The following is a 17,939-nucleotide window of genomic DNA, read 5'->3' on the forward strand; positions in this document are numbered from 1 at the left end:
TTCTTAAGTAGATTATATAGTATATTATTGGAAACCGCAATACAGGCTCGCATGATTTTACTATATTAATATTATACATAGAAAAAAGTCTGTTATTTGCAGGAAGATTTGACTCATATTTAGAACTTCACAATAAGGATATTTATTACATATGAAGGATGATATTTCATGAATCGAACAGATTGTTTACTTTCTATTCTCATTGAATTACAGAGAAAGCAAATCGTCACAGCTAACAGCTTAGCTGAAAAATTTGAAATATGTAAAAGAACAATATACAGAGATATGCAAGCACTCAGTGAATCAGGTGTCCCAATCTTTTCAATGCCTGGACAAGGTTATTCTTTAATGGATGGTTATTTCTTGCCGCCCATTCAATTCAAACCAGAAGAGGCAGTAACTCTTCTATTAGGAAGTGATTATGTCGAACAAAATCTCGACTCAGCTTTTTCTACACATGCAAAATCTGCTAAAGAAAAATTAGAAGCAATCCTCCCTTCTGAACAGCAAAAGAAGGTCAAGGAGTTAAGAGGAACTTTTCGTTTCCTCTCCGGTACTTTCTCTCATCAAACATTTGCTCAAGAACAACTAGAGAAACAACTTCTTCTATTACAAGAATCTATTCAGGAACAACAATGTGTTTCTTTTTCTTATCGTAAACTGAATCAAAGTGAACAAAATAAACGTACGGTAAATCCTTATGGTTTAGTCAATATTTCAGGGATTTGGTACATTGTTGCCCATTGTCTACTTCGGCAACAAATACGTCATTTCCGTTTGAATCGCATGGACAACTTACAGCAAGAGCAAACGTTCTTTACTAAACCGGAGAACTTTTATTTACCAGACTATCAACCTGAAAATAATCGAACCATTATCATTCATTTATTATTTCCATCCCATATTGCACACAAAATTATTGAGTCTCGCTACTTTTTTATAGATTCCTATGAACAAAAAGATGATGGCTTTCATGTGCTTCTAACATCAAGAAGTATAGATGAAGTATTTCCATGGGTATTGAGCTGGGGAAGCCAAGTAAAAGTGCTAGAACCGACTATTCTTTCTGAGAAACTTCGAGAAGAAGCAAAGAAAATGCTACAAATGTAATTTTTTCTTTCACTGCTGACATAATGGTGTCAACATCACTCGTTTATAGTGATCCTTAAGAACCACATTTTATAAAAGAAAAGGAGCTAATCCTATGAATCCAAATGTCATTTTAGAGAAATTTGAAAGTGTAGCAATGTATTACATAAAAGAATTAGAGAAATACTCCCTTGAACAATTGAGAAGAAAACCTTCCGAAGACGAATGGTCTCTTGGACAAATGTATAATCACTTACTTACAGCTTCAAATATGCAATTAGATGCCATTGCAAAGTGTACAACTGATTCTGCAACTATAGATGGTAAGAAAACAGAAATGGGTGAAAAAATATATGCAATGGGTGCTTTCCCTCCAGTACAAATAAAAATACCTGATCGCCCAGGATACACGCCTGAAAATCTTACAGATAAAGAGGAAATTAAACAAGCATTGTTACAGATCATTGAGAAAATGAAAGGGATTAAGCCACAACTCCCTTCAATTCTAGCCAATTATAAAGTGGCACATCCAGGACTTGGGTACTTAAATGCTGTAGAGTGGTTTCAATTGATTTATATGCATTTCTCTCACCACCTTCATCAGAAGGAAAGGCTGGAGCAGCATATTATTCTAAAATAAGTGATACTTTATTACTAGAGATATAGTTACTTATTAATTTAAAAGAACTCCTGGTGAATAAGAAAAAGGATTCCCTATATTTTAGGAATCCTCTTTTTGATCTGGAACAGAAGTAAACTAGTACACTTACTTAAAGATTATTTTCAAATTAATTTAACCTGATTTATCCCGCATTAACAGACAGTACCAATCCTTTTAGGCTAAGTCCTCAGTTACTAACATAGAACGGTTTTGAAGGCCTTTGGAACGCAGACTATACCCGACTACTTTTTTCTTGTATTGTTTGATTACATCAACGTGATCGTCGTAACTGTACACAGAAAAACGAACATCGGTTTTTCCTTTTTTCGTATTAATAACTACTGGAGTCCCACTGCTCTGTGGCGGAAAATAATATTTCTCTAAAAATATCGCTTCATTAAATTGATCAATAATTTGAATTTTATCTTTACCTTCTAATTGCTTTCCGTCGATGGTTACAGTGACAGCCGCATCACTAAGTTTTGGATGCAATTCAAATTTGCTGGAAAGCGACTTCACAACAGAGCTTGGAAGGCACGTCACTATTATTTTAAGACCACCGAGAATAATTAACATAACTATAAAATATGTCGTCATATTGTATCATCTCCATTACGTTCTAAATTAATATGATTACATTATTAATATTACCATAGTGTAAATGGTTATTTTTTGTACATTATGTGAAACTTGGTAACACAAAGAAACATACTAGGATTAGTATGTTTTTCTATAATCTATAAATCCCCCCACTTATTCCACGCTTCCTTGACATTTACATGATACATACTTTTATTCCGATCCATAAATCCATGAATGATGAATTCTCTTCTAATTGTACAAAAATCTTCATGATACTGTTTAATAAAAAACCTAGAGGATCACTCCCCTAGGCTTCTATCGATTTTTCTTCTACTAAATTCCGAAATTGTCGCTTATGCATCCAAGTCAACGAACCAATTGTTCCAAGTGATAATATAACAATAAAGATCATTAATATCCCTGCATTTTGCCACATAAATCCGAAGTCTCCACTTGATACAACTGCTTTAAATCCGGATACAGAATATGTCATTGGTAACCACGCATTAAAGTGTTGTAAAAATTTCGGGATTAACTCAAGTGGGAATGTACCTGCGCTTGTTGTTAACTGCATAATTAATGTTAAAATCGCAATAAAACGTCCTGCATCTCCAAAAGCTGTTACTAAGCATTGAATTAACGCAATAAATGCTAAGCTTGTAAGAATACTAAACAGAATGAAATATGGAACACTCTGTACTTCCACACCTAACCCTAGCAATAGCACTAAATCTGCTACTAAAGCCTGAATAATACCCACTGATAATAAAACACCAAATTTACTAATAAACCAGCTAAATCCTGATTTTGGAACACCAACTGTATCACGTAATGGATACACAATCGATAATAAAAGTGCCCCAACAAATAAACCTAGAGATAAGAAATATGGTGTAAATCCTGTTCCGTAGTTTGGAACCTCTGCCATTTTCTCAGTTTGTACTTTCACAGGATCTGCAAACATATTATATGTTTTATTCGTTCCTTTTACTTTACCTGTTTTCTCAGCCCCCTCGCCGAGTTTTGTAGCGAGTTCACCTGATCCATCATTTACTTTTACTAATCCATCTGTTACTTTTCCGGAGCCATCTGCTAGTTTATTTACTCCATCAACTAATTGTCCTGCTCCACTTGATAATGCGCCTAAGCCATTGGTTACTTGACCGGAACCATCCGCTAACTGACCTACTCCCCCAGCCATTTGGTTAGCTCCAGCCGATAAGGTACCTAGTCCGCCTGTTACTTGATTAGAGCCATTTGCTAATTGATTAACACCATCGATTAACTGGCCTGAACCGGTAGATAATTTACCTAAACCACCGTTTAATTTACCAGCTCCTTCTGTTAATTGATTAACACCATCAACTAATTGTGGACTACCACCCGCTAACTCGCTTATACCACTATTTAATTGCTTACTTCCTCCTGCTAATTCACTAGCACCATTCTTCGCTTCTCCTAATTTTTCACCGAATGTTTGGAATCTAGCAACAAACCCAGTTTTTGGATATGACAATCCATTTGCCAATTTGTTTGCTCCTTCAGCAAGCTGTTGTTGACCACCTTTTAGTTTATCAACACCATTTTTCAGTAAAACTTGACCATTTTGAAGGTCATTTGCACCATCAGCAAGTTTTTGCGCACCTACTTGAATTTTCCCCGCACCCTCTTGACCTGCAAGTCCTTTTGTACCTTCTGCAATTCCGCCTGTGCCACCTACAACTTTTTTACTCCCCGCTGTTAGCTCCTCCATAACAGGTTCTAATTGTTTTCTAGATTCTTCAGGTAAACTTTTAATTTTTTCATTCAATACTGCTAAACCATCATCCACTTGTTTGGCACCATCTGCAGTCTGACTAGCCTTAGTATATAGACTATCTGCGTTTGCTTTCCACTGTGATACACCTTGTTCCAGTTCATTGGCTCCCTTACTAATTTGTTCAGATCCATGTGTTAGCTCTGGTAATTTATTTTGCATATCGGTTACACCAGCTAATGATTCCTGTAAACCACCTTTTAAATCATTCGCACCTTTTTGAATATCTTGTACGCCTGCTGCTAACTTTCCGTGACCATCTTGAAGCTGACCAAGACCTGCTTCTAATTTATCCGCTCCTGTTTGCAACTTAGCAGCTCCATCAGAAGCTTTTTGTAAACCATTATTAAATACTAACGACTTACTAGCTAGCAATTGTAAGTTTTGATATATTTCCGAAGAACCATTTGACAATTCTCCAATACCATTTTGCATTTCACCTGACTTACTGATTAACGTATTTAAACCGTTTGTTACTTGACCAGATCCATCTAGTAATTTTCCAATTCCACTCTGCATTTCACCAGTTTTTCCATTTAACGTATTTAAACCATTCATTACTTTCCCTGAACCATCTAGCAATTTATGAATACCAGCTGTCATCTCACCAGACTTCCCTTGCAGCGTATGCAAACCATCTGTTACCTTGCCAGAACCATCCTGCAACTCCCCAGCCCCATCATGCAGCTTATTTGCTCCATCTTTTGCATCAGTAAACCCTTTGGAAACATCTTTTATAGAATCAAACATTTTCTCTGCATACGTTTTTGTTAACGTATTAGATACTTCACCTTTAATTTTTTCAATAGCTGTTCCGCCGATTTGTGAAGATAAGAAGTTCAAGCTTTCGTTTGGAATATATTCTAAGTTTAATGGTCTTGGATTTTCTTTTAACAGCGTTGTCGCATTGTCTGAGAAATTTTCTGGAATCCGAACTAACATATAATATTTTCGATTTTCCATTCCCTCTCTTGCTGTTTTTTCACTAACAAACTCCCATTTAAAGCTTTTTTTATCTTTTAACTTATCTACTAGCCCTTTACCAACCTCAATTGGTTTTCCGTCAAATACTGCGCCCTTATCCAAATTAACTACCGCAACTGGTAAATCGTCTAACTGTTCATACGGATCCCAAAAGGCCAATAAAAACATACCAGCATATAAAATGGGTACAAATAAAACAGCAATAATAGGTATTAAGATTTTTTTGCTTTTTATAATTTCCGTAAATTCCTTACCAAGCAACGTAAATCCTCTCATTCGTTTTCCTCCTCTTCGTTTATGACCGAAATGTTCAATCAGTCATTTTAGAGTAAATAAAAAGGTTACATCCTGTTCTACATATTACCTAACCCTAACTTTTATCCCGCTATTTGCGGACAGTAAGACCTCCGTGGAATCAACTTTCCATAAAAGACCGATTAGTGAGCGTTAATAATTAGCCGGGGATGAAGCGCACCTACTGATTAACGTTTCACCTTATCTCTATACTCTATGCACCTTTTTATTTTGAATGACTATTAAATTCATTTGGTCAACGTGAACGTATTCAAAAATTATCTTTTCACAGCCTTACATACGTAATCTGATTTTTTCTCTACTTCCCCCTTTTGGACTTATGACCGATTTGTTCAATTGGTCATTTTTAACTATAATAAAAGGATTATCTTAGTTTGACAATCCCTTTAACAAATAAAGTTCAAATAATTCTGCAATTCTTTCCTTTTCTAATGGTTCATGATTCTTTTCCCAATCGAAAATAAGTGATACATATAACCGAAGCATGATAAACGCGGTAATTTCTGGATCACACTTACTAATTTCACCTTTTTCAATCGCAATTTCTAAATAAGATTGAATAACAGATACAATTTCAACATCTACTTGTTGCATAACATCTTGTACTTCTTTTGTTCCCATATCTCGCTCTTCTTGAATCAGTTTAATCATGAGCTGATGTTCTTTTCTAAATTCTAAGATGTTATATAATGCTCTATGTACATTTTCAAAAAATGAAACATCTGGACGAATTGCTTCTTTTGCAACTTGCTTCATTTCAGTAATTAAATTAGAAATAATTTCGCCAAATAATTCTTCTTTATTTTTGAAAAAAGTATAAATTGTTCCTTTCCCTACATTCGCTAATTTTGCGACTTGATCCATTGTTGTCGCCTTATAACCAAATGCTGAGAAAGATTTTGTTGCAGCTTCAATAATAGAACGTTTTCGATCGACAGCCACATCTTCACCTCCAAAAATGACCAATTGGATAATCCGGTCAATTAGTACATTTTTGATATTATCACGGTTTTCCATTGTTTACAAGTTCTCTTTTTATTTATTTCCAAGTATAAAACATTTAAATCTATACATCGACCTTTATTTAAGATACTACTGTCATAGTGTATCAAAAAAAGGGAGAAAATGAAAAGGTAAAGAAACATAGTAAAATCCATTAGCAAATATTAAGCAACAAAAACAATATCTTTTATGAATTTTCCCTCTTTTTCAAATTATCAATTGAAAAAACAAGAAATTTTTTACAATTAGTAGTAATATAAAACATAGATATATTTATTAAAAATAGTGGGGGCTCTTTCAATCATGATACGTGCACTTAGCTTACATATAAAACAAGCCTTTTTAAATAAGATTTCTCTCACTCTCTTGTTTAGTTGGTTGATTCTTGTTTCAATTTATCATTATTTCTATATTTTAAAATATTTAGGAGGGGTACCTGACGAGCTTTTAGCAACGGCTTATAAATGGATTGGCTTTCGTGATGATGAAATGGATGTGTATTTGCTTTTAATGCCTGTACTAGCAGCACTCCCTTTTAGTACAAGCTACAACTCTGATCAAGCTGATAAATTTAAATCATTTGTAAGTAAAGAAGTTCCCTTTTTTCCCTATGTATGTACGAAATATATCGTTACCTTCCTAAGCGGGGGGCTTCTTTATATTCTCCCATTCGTATTTTCATTGCTTTTTTGTAAGCTGACAATCCAAGATGGTATTCCTACACCCGCCTTAAGTATTATAAAAGACAACGGTATGTTTGCATCATTGTATTTCTCTTCTCCAATTACTTATATTTCCCTATATATTGGGATTAATTTCTTGTTTGCTGGTCTTATGGCGGTATTGGGTCTCTCTGCATCCATATGGTCCAGAAAAGATTACATGGCAATTCTATTCCCTTTTGCTATAACCTCTCTACCATATGTTGTTTTAAATATCGTATTCCCTACGATTGGAGGAGCACCTATTCATTTATACGACCCAAAACAGCCGCTCCAAGGAATGTCGCCTTACATTTTAATCATGCAATGCACCTTATTTTTTGGAATCAGTTTATTTATGTATATGAAAGGTGTACAGAAAGATCGGAAGAAATATATGCGGAGACTTCAAAAAAGAATGCGATGTAAAAAATCGATTCAAAAATCAGTTAGTATGTAATGTAAAATATCCCTCAGCAATTATGCTGAGGGATATTTATACTTAGGAAGCTTTTTTTAAATCAATTTGCGCAAGCACTGGATCATGGTCACTTACACGGCCATGTTCTTTCATAATGTTTGAATTTAAATGTACCGGATCGACAACTGTATGCGGTGCAATATTATTCGTTACTAAAATATGATCTAATACTTGTGCATTTCCGTCATGAATATACGTGTAACGATTTTCTTTCGAAACCGTTTCTAACATATCTTGCATGTTTTCTGCTTTTAATGCTTGCAGTGGTTTCGAGAATTCGAAGTCATTCATATCACCAACTATAACAACTGGTGCATTCACATCTCGTTTTTGAATTTCTTTTACAAAATTATTTGCTTCTTGTGCAAGCTGAATTCGTTTCTCTTCACTCTTTAATACAAGTGGTTGAATTTTCCCAAACGGCGTCGCATCACCAAGTTTTGAATTTAAGTGATTTGAAACAACGACGATATTTTGTCCTTGGAATGTAAACTCCGCAGCTAACGGTTTACGAGTATTATCAAACAGCGAATTTTCTTGTCCTATGCGCGTTGGATTTGTTTCTAACAGCTTTGGCTTATCTGCCAATTTCACACGTGATGGATTATAGAAGAAACCAACGCGAATGTTCGCTCCTGGCGCTCCTCCATCTTGATTATTTTGCGGAGCAACTTCTACATATTCATATTTTGGCCCGCGAATCTCTTGTACCGCATCAATAATACGCTTTGCACTTAATGAAGCATCTGTTGTTCCATCATTGATTGATCCATTATTATCTTGCATTTCTTGTACACCAATAATATCTGGCATCTTTAAATTATATTTAATAGAATAAGCAATTGCTTTTACCTTTTCATCAGATGTTTCTTTTGCATTCGCTGAAAAGTTTTCAATGTTATATGTTGCTACTGTTAATTTTCCAAGGCGAGGCTGAATATTTGCCCCTACTTGTTTAAATCCACCATCTGTTACTGATGGTAATTCTGTTACTGGTGAAATTCGATACGCACCATAGTCATACCCGACTACACCTGTTATATCTCCAGTAAACTTGTCTCCTGCTTTCGCTACATAATCACGAGGTACTTTTAAAGATAGACGCTCTGGATTGAATTGGTTCTCGCCTAATAACGGCGTTCCATATTTCGTAGTTACTTTATCTCCACCATTTGCAATTGTTACATATAAATTCCCATTTTTCTGCGGTCCAACAATTTGAGGAGTCGGCATTGTAACACGCATACCTTCTAAACTCTCATAAAAGTCAATTGCATCCTCATTTGGATCGAATACACCAAATGCATCATTATCAATAATTTGATCAGGAATCTTTACGCCATTTTCACCTAATACAATCGCAGATGGCAATTGTTGATTATTTGCTTTCACAGCAATATTGCTTGCTTTAATTTCTGTGATGGATAAATCTGTATCAAATCTGTCAGCATATCCAGATCCAATGAACTCTTCGACTTCTCCATCAATTTGAACAAGATCTCCGGCAGCTACATTTGCCTCTTTTTTATATACATAAATCCCTTCTGAAGTTGCAGGATCATTATCAGGCTGCGAGTCTTGCATATAAAATCCATTCTTATCTAGCGCTGTTACAATACCTTCTACATTTCGTACTTTTTTCCCATTATAAGGAGAAATATGTGATGCACCTTGAATATCATGAATGCGAACTTGCTCATTTTTTACAACCGTAAAAGAAAAAGTAGCAACGGCTGAAGATGAAAGACCTTCTTTTACTCCAATTGCTTTTAGAACACTGTTTTCATTTAAAACAATCGGTTCATTATAACGAATACTTTTATTCGTAGGAACAGATCCATCTAACGTATAATAGATTGTTGCCCCTTCTGTATTTGTTGTTAATGTAACTGCCGTTCCCTTTGCAATTTCTCCACCATTTGGTGATGCAGTAACATCGCTAACACGATTTTCTGTTTCACCTTGAAATTTATATGCTGTTACTGACTTTAAACCAGGACTATTAAAATATAATTCAAGTGTCCCCGTTAAACGAACCTTCTTCCCGACATTTTCAGGATGATCCTTTACATTCACTGCTGTTCTCACGTCACCTTTTGGCAACTGAACAGGCATAATTTTCGCTGGATCCGTCTCATTTGGCGAATCCGCTATCGCTACATTCGTATCTCCAAACTTCGCTGGATCCTTCGTATACTTAGAAGAGCTTTCTGTATATCCAACAATATACCCTTCCACTACCCCTTTACTGCTTCCTTGCTGCTTAAACATTTGAATCGCATCCTGCACAGACAATGCAGAACGTTCTTCTGCTTTTACTAAAGTTCCAGTAAATGAAATCAGTAGTATAAATGATAGCAAGATACTTACTAGTTTCTTCAAATTCATCGTCCTCCCCTAATTTTAATATTCTCTTAGCATGTATTATCATAACAAAAAATTCTTTATAAAGAACTTAAAATTCGACAAATTTTACAAAAAATTAATCTCATACTTCCGTATGAGATTTCTATTATGATTCCCCTACTATTTTCTTACAGTATTCCATTCTTTTTATGGATTTTATTGATAGCTGATTTTCTTACAATATAAGTAAGAATCATACAGAAAGAAGTGACTTGAAATGTTTATCTATATATTATGCAGTGTTTTAGTCTTATCTTTTCTCTACGACTTTGTATTTGATGCAAATTTATTACCAGCTCTTGTACTGAATGACCACCCTACGAAACAACCTCGTGAGTATGAAAGAGAGTATTATAACAGCAAAAGCACCCTTATACATTAAGAGTGCTTTTTATCATTGCTCAACTCATTCAGTTTTATCTATTTTTTCTAAGTAAGATAACGCGCTGCTTCTTAAAATACACCTTTCTATTGAGTTGCTAATACTATTAAAGTGTCTGTCCATTATCAATTGTAAATATCTGTCCTGTAATAGATTCCTGAGTCAATTGAAAAAGGATAGCCTCTGCAATATCATTTGGTGTTGAAATTCTTTGAAGTGGTAAGTTCCCCGCAAGTTGGTACATCTTCTCCTCATTACCTGACCACCATCTCGTATGAACTGCACCAGGAGAAATACTATTTACTCTGATGTCAGGTGCTAATGCAATAGCGAGCGACTTTGTCATCGTATGAATGGCTGATTTTGTTGCTGCATACGGTATAGATGATCCTAGTCCCGTTATCCCTGCAACGCTCCCCATATTCACAATCGCACCTGATTTTTGCTTCTTCATATAAGGAACAACAGCTTTTATACAATGAAACATCCCTTTCACGTTTACACTGAAAAGAGAATCCCACACTTGATCCGTTACGGACTCTAGGTCATCCATCGGTATTTGAGCTGTTATACTCGCATTATTCACTAAACAATCTACTGTTCCAAAAAAATGAACAGTTTGAGATACCATCGCCTCCACTTCTTCTTTTTGTGCTACATTTGCTTTCAAAGTGATCGCTGTACCTCCTCGCTGCTTTATTTCATTCACTGCTTCTAACGCTTCTTTTTCTGAACGACTATAATTAATCACAACTTTTGCTCCTAAACTAGCTAACTTCAAAGCAGTAGCCTTTCCGATACCCGTACCGCCACCTGTTATAATAACGACTTTATCTTTTATGTCCATTTTAAAATCTCCCCACTGTATCTGATTCCATTTCATTTTATCTTCGTTCATTTGAGGAGTATAATACTGAATAATGAAGACGATATCATTTTAAATGATACCTAGTGGAGGGATCTATTCTTGGAAAGCCATGACTTATGGATTTTTAAACATGTTGCAGAACTACAATCAATATCTAGAGCTGCTGAGAAATTAGGATATGTACAACCGAATATAAGCCAGCGCATTAAAAATTTAGAAGATGAATTAGGCGTTAAAATATTAAAGCGTAATAATAGAGGTGTCACATTAACAGAAGAAGGAATAGTGTTATTAGATTACACAAATGAAATTATGCTTTTAATGAATGAGGCAAAATCAAAAATAAACCCTCAGAAATGGAGAGAATCTTTAACAATTGGAGCATCTCAAACCATTTCCGCGGTGAAAGTGCCTCAGCTATTCTCTTCTTTTTTGGCATCCTATAAAAATATTGATGTGAAAATAAGAACGAATGATAACGCAAAGTTACAGGAAATGCTTTTATATGGAGAACTTGACGGAATTTTTTTAAGCGGGACATACAACCATTCACAACTCGAAACCGTGTACAGTTATTATGAAAATATCATACTCATTTCACCACAACATACTCAAATTGAAACGAAGCCTCATCAAACTTTACTTGTAAACAGTGATCCAAATTGTATCTATAGAAAAAAGCTATTAGATTACTGTAAGAACCATGCCTTTAATCCGAAAACGATAATGGAATTTGATTCACTTGAGTCTATCGTGCAAGCTACTCAAAATGGACTTGGTATTACGATTATACCGGCTAATGTGGCATATAGCCGAACAAAGACAAAAGCGATTCATTATGAAGAACTACCTGAAACAGTCAAAATTGACTTTGTGATTAAGCGTAGAAAACAACAACCGCAAAGCTTAAAGAAATTCATTCGTTTTTTAAAAGCGTTATAAATTTTAAACAAAGCCCCTTTAGTTTTTCAAAAGGGACTTTGTTTGAAACCTCACTTGAACAGAAGATACGTTTTTCCCCTCTCCTAAATCAATATGGGTATTTATAACAACAACGATTCAATTAGTTTCATAAGTTGTTGTTTTGTTTGGCTCAAATAGTTTCTTTTTTTAGAAGAAATTAATAATCCTATAGGCACTTTAGGATTAAATCCTTTAATCTTAAATGATATATTACTTTGTTTTAAGACCGTTCCCTTAGGGAGAATACCTATGGCATTTCCAAAAACCATTTGTGGAATGAGATGTACCGCACTACAATTGTAGACTCTTTGAAAAGATACATTGTTTTCTACTAAGAAAGAGTTTACAGCTTTGTAATAATTACAACTATTTTCTCCAATCAAGATTGGATAATGAATGATATCAGATATTTCAACTGACTCTTTTTTTAATACTGGATGATTCGGGTTATTGACTATAAATTCGATTTGTTCTTTGCTAAGTAGGGTGAAATTTAGATTAGAAATATTTTCGTTGTTTGCACAAACAGCAAAATCAATCTTATTTTGCTCTATCATTTGTGATAAAAGCGCTGTGTTTCCTACAACAAAATCACAATGTATGTACGGTTTCTCATCGTTTAAATATTTTAATATGGGGGGAATTAATTTTTCTGCAACAGATTCTAATATCCCGATTCTTAATGTTCCTTTCTCCTCATTACTTATACGCTGCGCTTGAGATATTGAATAATTCCAATGCATTAATAAGTTATCTACTTCCTCTGCAAATAAAATGCCTTCCTCTGTTAACCGAGCATCCCATCCACGTTCAAATAGAAGAAAACCCAGTTCATTTTCGAGTTTTTTTATATGTGTTGTTACGGTTGATTGAGCATAGTTTAATTTTTTTGCCGCAAGTGAAAAAGTTCCTTCCTGGACAATCATTTTGAACGTTTTTAACTCTTTTATTTCCATTTTCACACCTAATCTCTATCGGTTTTATTGATAATTGTATTATATATTTTCAATTATACAAATCAAAATCACAGCAGTAAAATAAATCCATAAGAAAGGGAGTGAATATATGCCATTTGTTACTGTTTATTATCCAGACGGTCAATTGCATAGAGAAGAGTTAAAAAGAGTAAGCAATCGTATTCACTATTCATTAATTGAACATTTTAGCATTCCAGAAAATGATTACTTTCACATGTTTTTACCCTACCCACCCGATCAATTTTTTTACGACCCGCATTATCTCTTAGAAGAGGAGAAAAAGAGAACAGATAAAATGATACATGTTTCTATTACATGTGGACCTGAACGAACAATACAGCAAAAAAGAAATTTGTATCAATCAATCTCAGAAGCTTTTTATGACCATTTAAACATCTCTACAACTAATATTTTTATTACATTGAATGAAACATCTGCTGAAAACTGGTCATTTGGTCAGGGAATAGCCCAAATGGTTACAATGAAGGAGAAAAAGAATCATGAATGATCGTATCGAACTCAATATTTCAAAGAAAATGAGGGATACTGCTCCCAATTTTATTGATTATAGTGAAAATGTGTTATTCGAAAAGGTATGGAGAGACCCTGCTTTAACACCAAAAGAAAGAAGTTTCATTACACTTTCTGCTTTAATTAGTATTGGTAATACTGAACAACTACCATTTCATCTACAACTAGCCGAAAAAAACGGAATGAACCAACAAGAAATCATCGCTCTCATAACACATTTAGCCTTTTACGCCGGATGGCCAAAAGCAGCTGCAGCACTGAACGTAATACTGCGTTAAAAATAAATGACTTATTACATTATCCTCTGTTCCCTATTGGCATTCGGAAACTTATTAAAGACTTTCATACAGGTAATCACTCTAGTTCTGTTTATATAGGGGGAATTGATTAAATGAAATCACAAACCCTAATTTAGCAATTAACGTAAAAACTCCATTTTGAATAAAGATTGTTCAAAATGGAGTTAATTCTTTAAATTATGTTTTTGATTTTTATAGAAAAGTTTAATCATTTCTTGCGATTATTATTAAAAAAGCGCCTGTTAACTTAATAATCACTCTTATGCTTCGCAAAATAGGTTAGAAAAAGTATGACCACCTTCTAATTTAAAGGTGGTCTGTTTCATCATTGCGCAATTAATTCCGCTTCATCTATTTTTTCTAAATAGGATAATACATGCTTTACTGCCGCCTCACCTTGATCAATACAATCTGGAAGACCAGATCCAGCATAAGAACTACCTGCTAAATAAACACCCGGTAATTCTTTATCCATAAATGTTTTTAACTTTGTCATACGTTCTTTATGTCCCACTGTATATTGCGGCATTGCATCTTTCCAGCGGCTTACAACAGTAAAGTCTGGATCTGCCTTAATATCCATTGTTTTTTGCAAATCTTCTAATATAAATTGAACAATTTCTTCATCTGTTTGCTCTACGATTGCTTCATCACCAGGACGCCCAACGTAACAACGAAGAAGAACTTTTCCTTCTGGTGTTGTATGCGGCCACTTCTTATGTGTCCACGTACATGCTGTAATAGAAAAATCACTATTTCGAGATACAACGAAGCCCGTACCATCAATATCACGCTTGATTGCTTCTTTCGGAAAAGCGAGTGCAACATTCGCAACCGATGTTGATGGAATATTGCGGAAGAAGCGGAACTCTTTATACTGTGCAAACATAGATGGCAATACTTTATGAGACGCAGCAACAACGATGGAATCCGCCTCAATTTCTTTTCCATTACTTAGTGTAATATGATAACCATCACCCATTTTTGCAACTTTTTCAATGCGAGTGCCCTTCACAACAGTTCCATCTTCTAGCTGCTCTTCTATTTTTTCTACAATGGATTGTAAGCCTGTTTTTAATGTTAAAAAGATTCCTTTCGGCTTTACATCTTTTATTTTCTTCGGAGCCAACGTACGCATACCTAGTGAAATACTACGATATTTTTGCTCCACTTGATAAAATTGTGGGAACGTGGCCATTAAACTCATTTGATCAATATCCCCCGCATAAATTCCAGATAACAATGGTTCGATTAAGTTTTCAACCACTTCATTTCCTAGACGACGACGGAAAAATTGACCAAGTGATTGATCAGAAACAGGTTTTGAACGTGGCAATACAAAATCAAAACCTGCTCTTACTTTACCAATCGGAGAGAACAATCCTGAAAATAGAAACGGGGTAACTTGCGTTGGAATGCCCATCATAGATCCGCTCGGCATCTTATGTAATCGATTGTTCACGAGAACAAATGATTGACCAGTTGCATTGTTTACAAGCTCATCTCCAAGTTCGAGTTCTCTTGCTAGTCTAGCTGCACTCTCTTTTCTTTCTAAGAAAGAATCTGGACCACGCTCAATTGTAAATCCATCTTTTCGAACGGTTTGAATTTTCCCTCCAAGTTTACCCGATGCTTCTATTAACAATGTATCAATCGGCAATCCTTTTTCGCGAATTTCTTTTTGTAAGTAATACGCTGTTGTTAAACCTGTAATTCCACCACCGATGATAACAACTTTCTTCTTCAAAACGGCTCCTCCTTTCCCAAGGTATTAGGAAACATCCATTTGTTTCTTTAACACTACATCTGCTAAACAAGAAATAAATGAATCTGATGCATTTGGCATTTCTGGACGATAATACTTTGCTCCAATTTCTTCTGTAACGATTTTGCATTCAATATCATTGTCATATAACACTTCTAAATGTTCAGCTACAAATCCAACCGGTGCATATACAAATGAAGTGTAGTTATACTTTTCATGTAGCTCTCTCGTTAAATCTTGTACATCTGGCCCAATCCATGGGTCCGGTGTATTTCCAGCACTTTGCCAACCGACTGCATAATTTCGAACTTCCGCACCACGTGCAATATAATCAGCTGTTTCATTTAACTGTTCTGGGTAAGGATCACCTAACGCAATAATTTTCTCTGGTAAACTATGCGCAGACACGATTAACACTGCTTTTTCACGTTCTTCTTCTGTCATACCATCATATATTTTTTTCACTTCGTTTACCCAATACTCGATAAACTTCGGTTCTTTATACCAGCTATCGATACCATGAATTGTTAAGTTTCCAAGCTTATCTGCTTCTTCTTGCGCCCGGCCGACATAGGACTTTACGCTGAACGTAGAATAGTGCGGAGCAAGAACAAGGGCAATTGCCTCTTCAATCCCATCATTATGCATTTCTTTCACAGCATCCTCAATGAAAGGTTCTATATGTTTTAAGCCAAGATACATGTGGAATTCCACATGATCCTGCATTTCGTTTAAACGCTTTTCTACTTTTTTCGCTTGTTCTAATGTAATAGTAGCTAAAGGAGAAATACCACCAATCGCGCGATAGCGTTCCGTTAAGTCCTTCAGCATTTCTGGACTCGGCTTTCGCCCTCTGCGAATATGCGTATAGTACCGTTCAATATCTTCTTCTTTATACGGTGTGCCGTATGCCATTACAAGCAAACCAATTTTCTTTTTCATACACCTATTCTCCTTTACTTCGCTAACTGTTCTTTAGAATACTCATGAATAAATGTCGTCAAGCGTTTTAATGTATCTGGATTTACTTCTGGGAATACACCGTGACCTAAGTTAAATACATAACCAGGCTGCTTCATTCCTTGATCGAGAATCCCTTTTACATGCTCTCTGATAACGTCCCATGGTGCAAGTAAGAATGAAGGATCCATATTGCCTTGTACTGCTTTATGAATGCCGCGTGCACGCGCTTCTTCAATTGACAGGCGCCAATCAAGTCCGACTACATCAAGAGATAAGTCATTCCATTCATTTGCTAAATGTCCTGCTCCAACGCCGTGCATAATCATCGGAACGCCCATCGTGCGAACTTCCGTGAAAATACGCTCCATTGCAGGTTTAATAAACAAACGATAATCTGCTACATTCACTGTTCCAACCCAAGAATCAAAGACTTGCACTGCTTTTGCCCCTGCTTTGATCTGTGCCTTCAAATATGTAACTACCATATCTGCAAGCTTATCCATTAAAGCAAACCAAGCTTTCGGTTCTGCATACATAAACGCCTTCGTTTTGTGGTAATTACGAGAAGGTCCGCCTTCGATCATATAACTTGCTAATGTAAATGGTGCCCCTGAAAAGCCAATTAGCGGAACATCTAACATCTCGTTTGTTAATAAACGAATTGTATCTAATATGTATGGAACATCCTCTTCTGGATGAATTTCACCAAGTTTTTCTACGTCCTGTAAAGAACGAATTGGGTTATCAATAACCGGTCCAATCCCAGATTTAATTTCAACATCAACGCCAATTGCTGGAAGTGGTGACATAATATCTTTATAAAGAATTGCTGCGTCTACATTATATTGATCAACTGGAAGCTTTGTAACATATGCACATAACTCCGGATTGTGTGTAATTTCAAATAAAGAATACTTCTCTTTTATCTTTCTATACTCAGGTTGTGAACGCCCTGCTTGTCGCATATACCATGCTGGTATATATTCTGTTTGTTCCCCTTTACATGCTTTTAAAAATGTCTCATTTATATTTCTTACCAAAACCCTTGCTCCCTTCCTTACCTATACGAACCCTATCCTATTATTTATCTTTTTTTACTATACAGCTTGTAAAAACAAAATGCATAACATTATGTACGTTGTTCATGAAATTGA

At 35.3% G+C, this 17,939-nt stretch carries 15 protein-coding genes and 1 pseudogene; 6 read left to right on the top strand and 10 right to left on the bottom strand.

The genetic code is table 11. The features are described 5' to 3' along the window. Nucleotides 1-168: 168 nt before the first annotated feature. Nucleotides 169-1,110, top strand: coding sequence for a helix-turn-helix transcriptional regulator (locus tag MHH71_RS10200; RefSeq protein WP_006093883.1), 942 nt, complete (start codon nucleotides 169-171; stop codon nucleotides 1,108-1,110). 94 nt (nucleotides 1,111-1,204) lie between these two features. After that, complete coding sequence (locus tag MHH71_RS10205) at nucleotides 1,205-1,729, top strand: DinB family protein (protein ID WP_006093882.1); 525 nt, start codon at nucleotides 1,205-1,207, stop codon at nucleotides 1,727-1,729. Nucleotides 1,730-1,924: 195 nt separating this feature from the next. Here MHH71_RS10205 and MHH71_RS10210 read toward each other — a convergent pair whose 3' ends face one another. From MHH71_RS10210 to MHH71_RS10225, 4 genes and pseudogenes are all read right to left on the bottom strand, one after another. Then, nucleotides 1,925-2,347, bottom strand: a complete 423-nt coding sequence (locus MHH71_RS10210; protein ID WP_018766587.1) for a YfmQ family protein — start codon at nucleotides 2,345-2,347, stop codon at nucleotides 1,925-1,927. Nucleotides 2,348-2,487: 140 nt separating this feature from the next. After that, nucleotides 2,488-2,619: pseudogene (locus tag MHH71_RS10215) on the bottom strand (DUF2087 domain-containing protein); the annotation flags it as partial. A 20-nt stretch (nucleotides 2,620-2,639) separates the two neighbouring features. Beyond that, entirely contained in the window at nucleotides 2,640-5,408 is a 2,769-nt protein-coding gene (locus MHH71_RS10220) for a YhgE/Pip domain-containing protein (RefSeq protein WP_006093880.1), read from the bottom strand. Between the two features lie 408 nt (nucleotides 5,409-5,816). Then, entirely contained in the window at nucleotides 5,817-6,389 is a 573-nt protein-coding gene (locus MHH71_RS10225; protein ID WP_018766595.1) for a TetR/AcrR family transcriptional regulator, read from the bottom strand. 363 nt (nucleotides 6,390-6,752) lie between these two features. Between MHH71_RS10225 and MHH71_RS10230 the strand changes: the two genes are divergently transcribed. Beyond that, nucleotides 6,753-7,610 (top strand): hypothetical protein, encoded by an 858-nt coding sequence (locus tag MHH71_RS10230; protein ID WP_006093878.1) that lies wholly within the window; start codon nucleotides 6,753-6,755, stop codon nucleotides 7,608-7,610. Between the two features lie 42 nt (nucleotides 7,611-7,652). On the opposite strand, the gene MHH71_RS10235 is transcribed toward MHH71_RS10230, so the two are convergent. Together MHH71_RS10235 and MHH71_RS10240 are read right to left on the bottom strand one after the other, a co-directional pair. After that, nucleotides 7,653-10,019, bottom strand: a complete 2,367-nt coding sequence (locus tag MHH71_RS10235; RefSeq protein WP_006093877.1) for a DUF6359 domain-containing protein — start codon at nucleotides 10,017-10,019, stop codon at nucleotides 7,653-7,655. 506 nt (nucleotides 10,020-10,525) lie between these two features. Continuing rightward, on the bottom strand, nucleotides 10,526-11,266 hold the full coding sequence (locus tag MHH71_RS10240; protein WP_033798709.1) for an SDR family NAD(P)-dependent oxidoreductase: 741 nt from the start codon (nucleotides 11,264-11,266) through the stop codon (nucleotides 10,526-10,528). A gap of 120 nt (nucleotides 11,267-11,386) precedes the next feature. On the opposite strand from MHH71_RS10240, the gene MHH71_RS10245 reads away from it, so the two are divergent. Next, nucleotides 11,387-12,229 (top strand): LysR family transcriptional regulator, encoded by an 843-nt coding sequence (locus MHH71_RS10245; RefSeq protein WP_006093875.1) that lies wholly within the window; start codon nucleotides 11,387-11,389, stop codon nucleotides 12,227-12,229. A gap of 101 nt (nucleotides 12,230-12,330) precedes the next feature. Here MHH71_RS10245 and MHH71_RS10250 read toward each other — a convergent pair whose 3' ends face one another. After that, on the bottom strand, nucleotides 12,331-13,206 hold the full coding sequence (locus MHH71_RS10250) for a LysR family transcriptional regulator (RefSeq protein ID WP_006093874.1): 876 nt from the start codon (nucleotides 13,204-13,206) through the stop codon (nucleotides 12,331-12,333). A 109-nt stretch (nucleotides 13,207-13,315) separates the two neighbouring features. Here MHH71_RS10250 and MHH71_RS10255 point away from each other — a divergent pair, with 109 nt between their 5' ends. Both MHH71_RS10255 and MHH71_RS10260 read left to right on the top strand, forming a co-directional pair. Further along, nucleotides 13,316-13,735: a tautomerase family protein gene (locus MHH71_RS10255; protein ID WP_006093873.1), complete on the top strand. Its 420-nt coding sequence runs from the start codon at nucleotides 13,316-13,318 to the stop codon at nucleotides 13,733-13,735. Then, the gene (locus tag MHH71_RS10260) at nucleotides 13,728-14,036 is read left to right on the top strand and encodes a carboxymuconolactone decarboxylase family protein (protein ID WP_033798708.1); all 309 of its coding nucleotides are present in this window, start codon (nucleotides 13,728-13,730) and stop codon (nucleotides 14,034-14,036) included. The genes MHH71_RS10255 and MHH71_RS10260 overlap by 8 nt, the downstream gene beginning before the upstream one ends. Nucleotides 14,037-14,382: 346 nt before the next feature. Here MHH71_RS10260 and hemY read toward each other — a convergent pair whose 3' ends face one another. The 3 genes from hemY to hemE are packed head-to-tail and all read right to left on the bottom strand — an operon-like array spanning nucleotide 14,383 to nucleotide 17,825. After that, on the bottom strand, nucleotides 14,383-15,804 hold the full coding sequence (hemY, locus tag MHH71_RS10265) for a protoporphyrinogen oxidase (RefSeq protein WP_006093871.1): 1,422 nt from the start codon (nucleotides 15,802-15,804) through the stop codon (nucleotides 14,383-14,385). Nucleotides 15,805-15,828: 24 nt separating this feature from the next. Further along, nucleotides 15,829-16,764, bottom strand: a complete 936-nt coding sequence (hemH, locus tag MHH71_RS10270) for a ferrochelatase (RefSeq protein WP_006093870.1) — start codon at nucleotides 16,762-16,764, stop codon at nucleotides 15,829-15,831. Between the two features lie 14 nt (nucleotides 16,765-16,778). Continuing rightward, nucleotides 16,779-17,825 carry a uroporphyrinogen decarboxylase gene (hemE, locus tag MHH71_RS10275; RefSeq protein WP_003195782.1) on the bottom strand — a complete coding sequence of 349 codons (1,047 nt, stop codon included), beginning with the start codon at nucleotides 17,823-17,825 and terminating at the stop codon, nucleotides 16,779-16,781. Nucleotides 17,826-17,939: the final 114 nt, after the last annotated feature.

The sequence above is a fragment of the Bacillus sp. FSL H8-0534 genome (genome assembly GCF_038005885.1).
GTDB lineage: Bacteria > Bacillota > Bacilli > Bacillales > Bacillaceae_G > Bacillus_A > Bacillus_A pseudomycoides.

Excerpts from the sequence above, each read along its gene's own strand:
- MHH71_RS10200 (WP_006093883.1), top strand. The coding sequence starts at position 169 with ATGAATCGAACAGATTGTTTACTTTCTATTCTCATTGAATTACAGAGA.
- MHH71_RS10205 (WP_006093882.1), top strand. The coding sequence starts at position 1,205 with ATGAATCCAAATGTCATTTTAGAGAAATTTGAAAGTGTAGCAATGTAT.
- MHH71_RS10210 (WP_018766587.1), bottom strand. The coding sequence starts at position 2,347 with ATGACGACATATTTTATAGTTATGTTAATTATTCTCGGTGGTCTTAAA.
- MHH71_RS10220 (WP_006093880.1), bottom strand. The coding sequence starts at position 5,408 with ATGAGAGGATTTACGTTGCTTGGTAAGGAATTTACGGAAATTATAAAA.
- MHH71_RS10230 (WP_006093878.1), top strand. The coding sequence starts at position 6,753 with ATGATACGTGCACTTAGCTTACATATAAAACAAGCCTTTTTAAATAAG.
- MHH71_RS10235 (WP_006093877.1), bottom strand. The coding sequence starts at position 10,019 with ATGAATTTGAAGAAACTAGTAAGTATCTTGCTATCATTTATACTACTG.
- MHH71_RS10240 (WP_033798709.1), bottom strand. The coding sequence starts at position 11,266 with ATGGACATAAAAGATAAAGTCGTTATTATAACAGGTGGCGGTACGGGT.
- MHH71_RS10250 (WP_006093874.1), bottom strand. The coding sequence starts at position 13,206 with ATGGAAATAAAAGAGTTAAAAACGTTCAAAATGATTGTCCAGGAAGGA.
- MHH71_RS10255 (WP_006093873.1), top strand. The coding sequence starts at position 13,316 with ATGCCATTTGTTACTGTTTATTATCCAGACGGTCAATTGCATAGAGAA.
- MHH71_RS10260 (WP_033798708.1), top strand. The coding sequence starts at position 13,728 with ATGAATGATCGTATCGAACTCAATATTTCAAAGAAAATGAGGGATACT.
- hemH (WP_006093870.1), bottom strand. The coding sequence starts at position 16,764 with ATGAAAAAGAAAATTGGTTTGCTTGTAATGGCATACGGCACACCGTAT.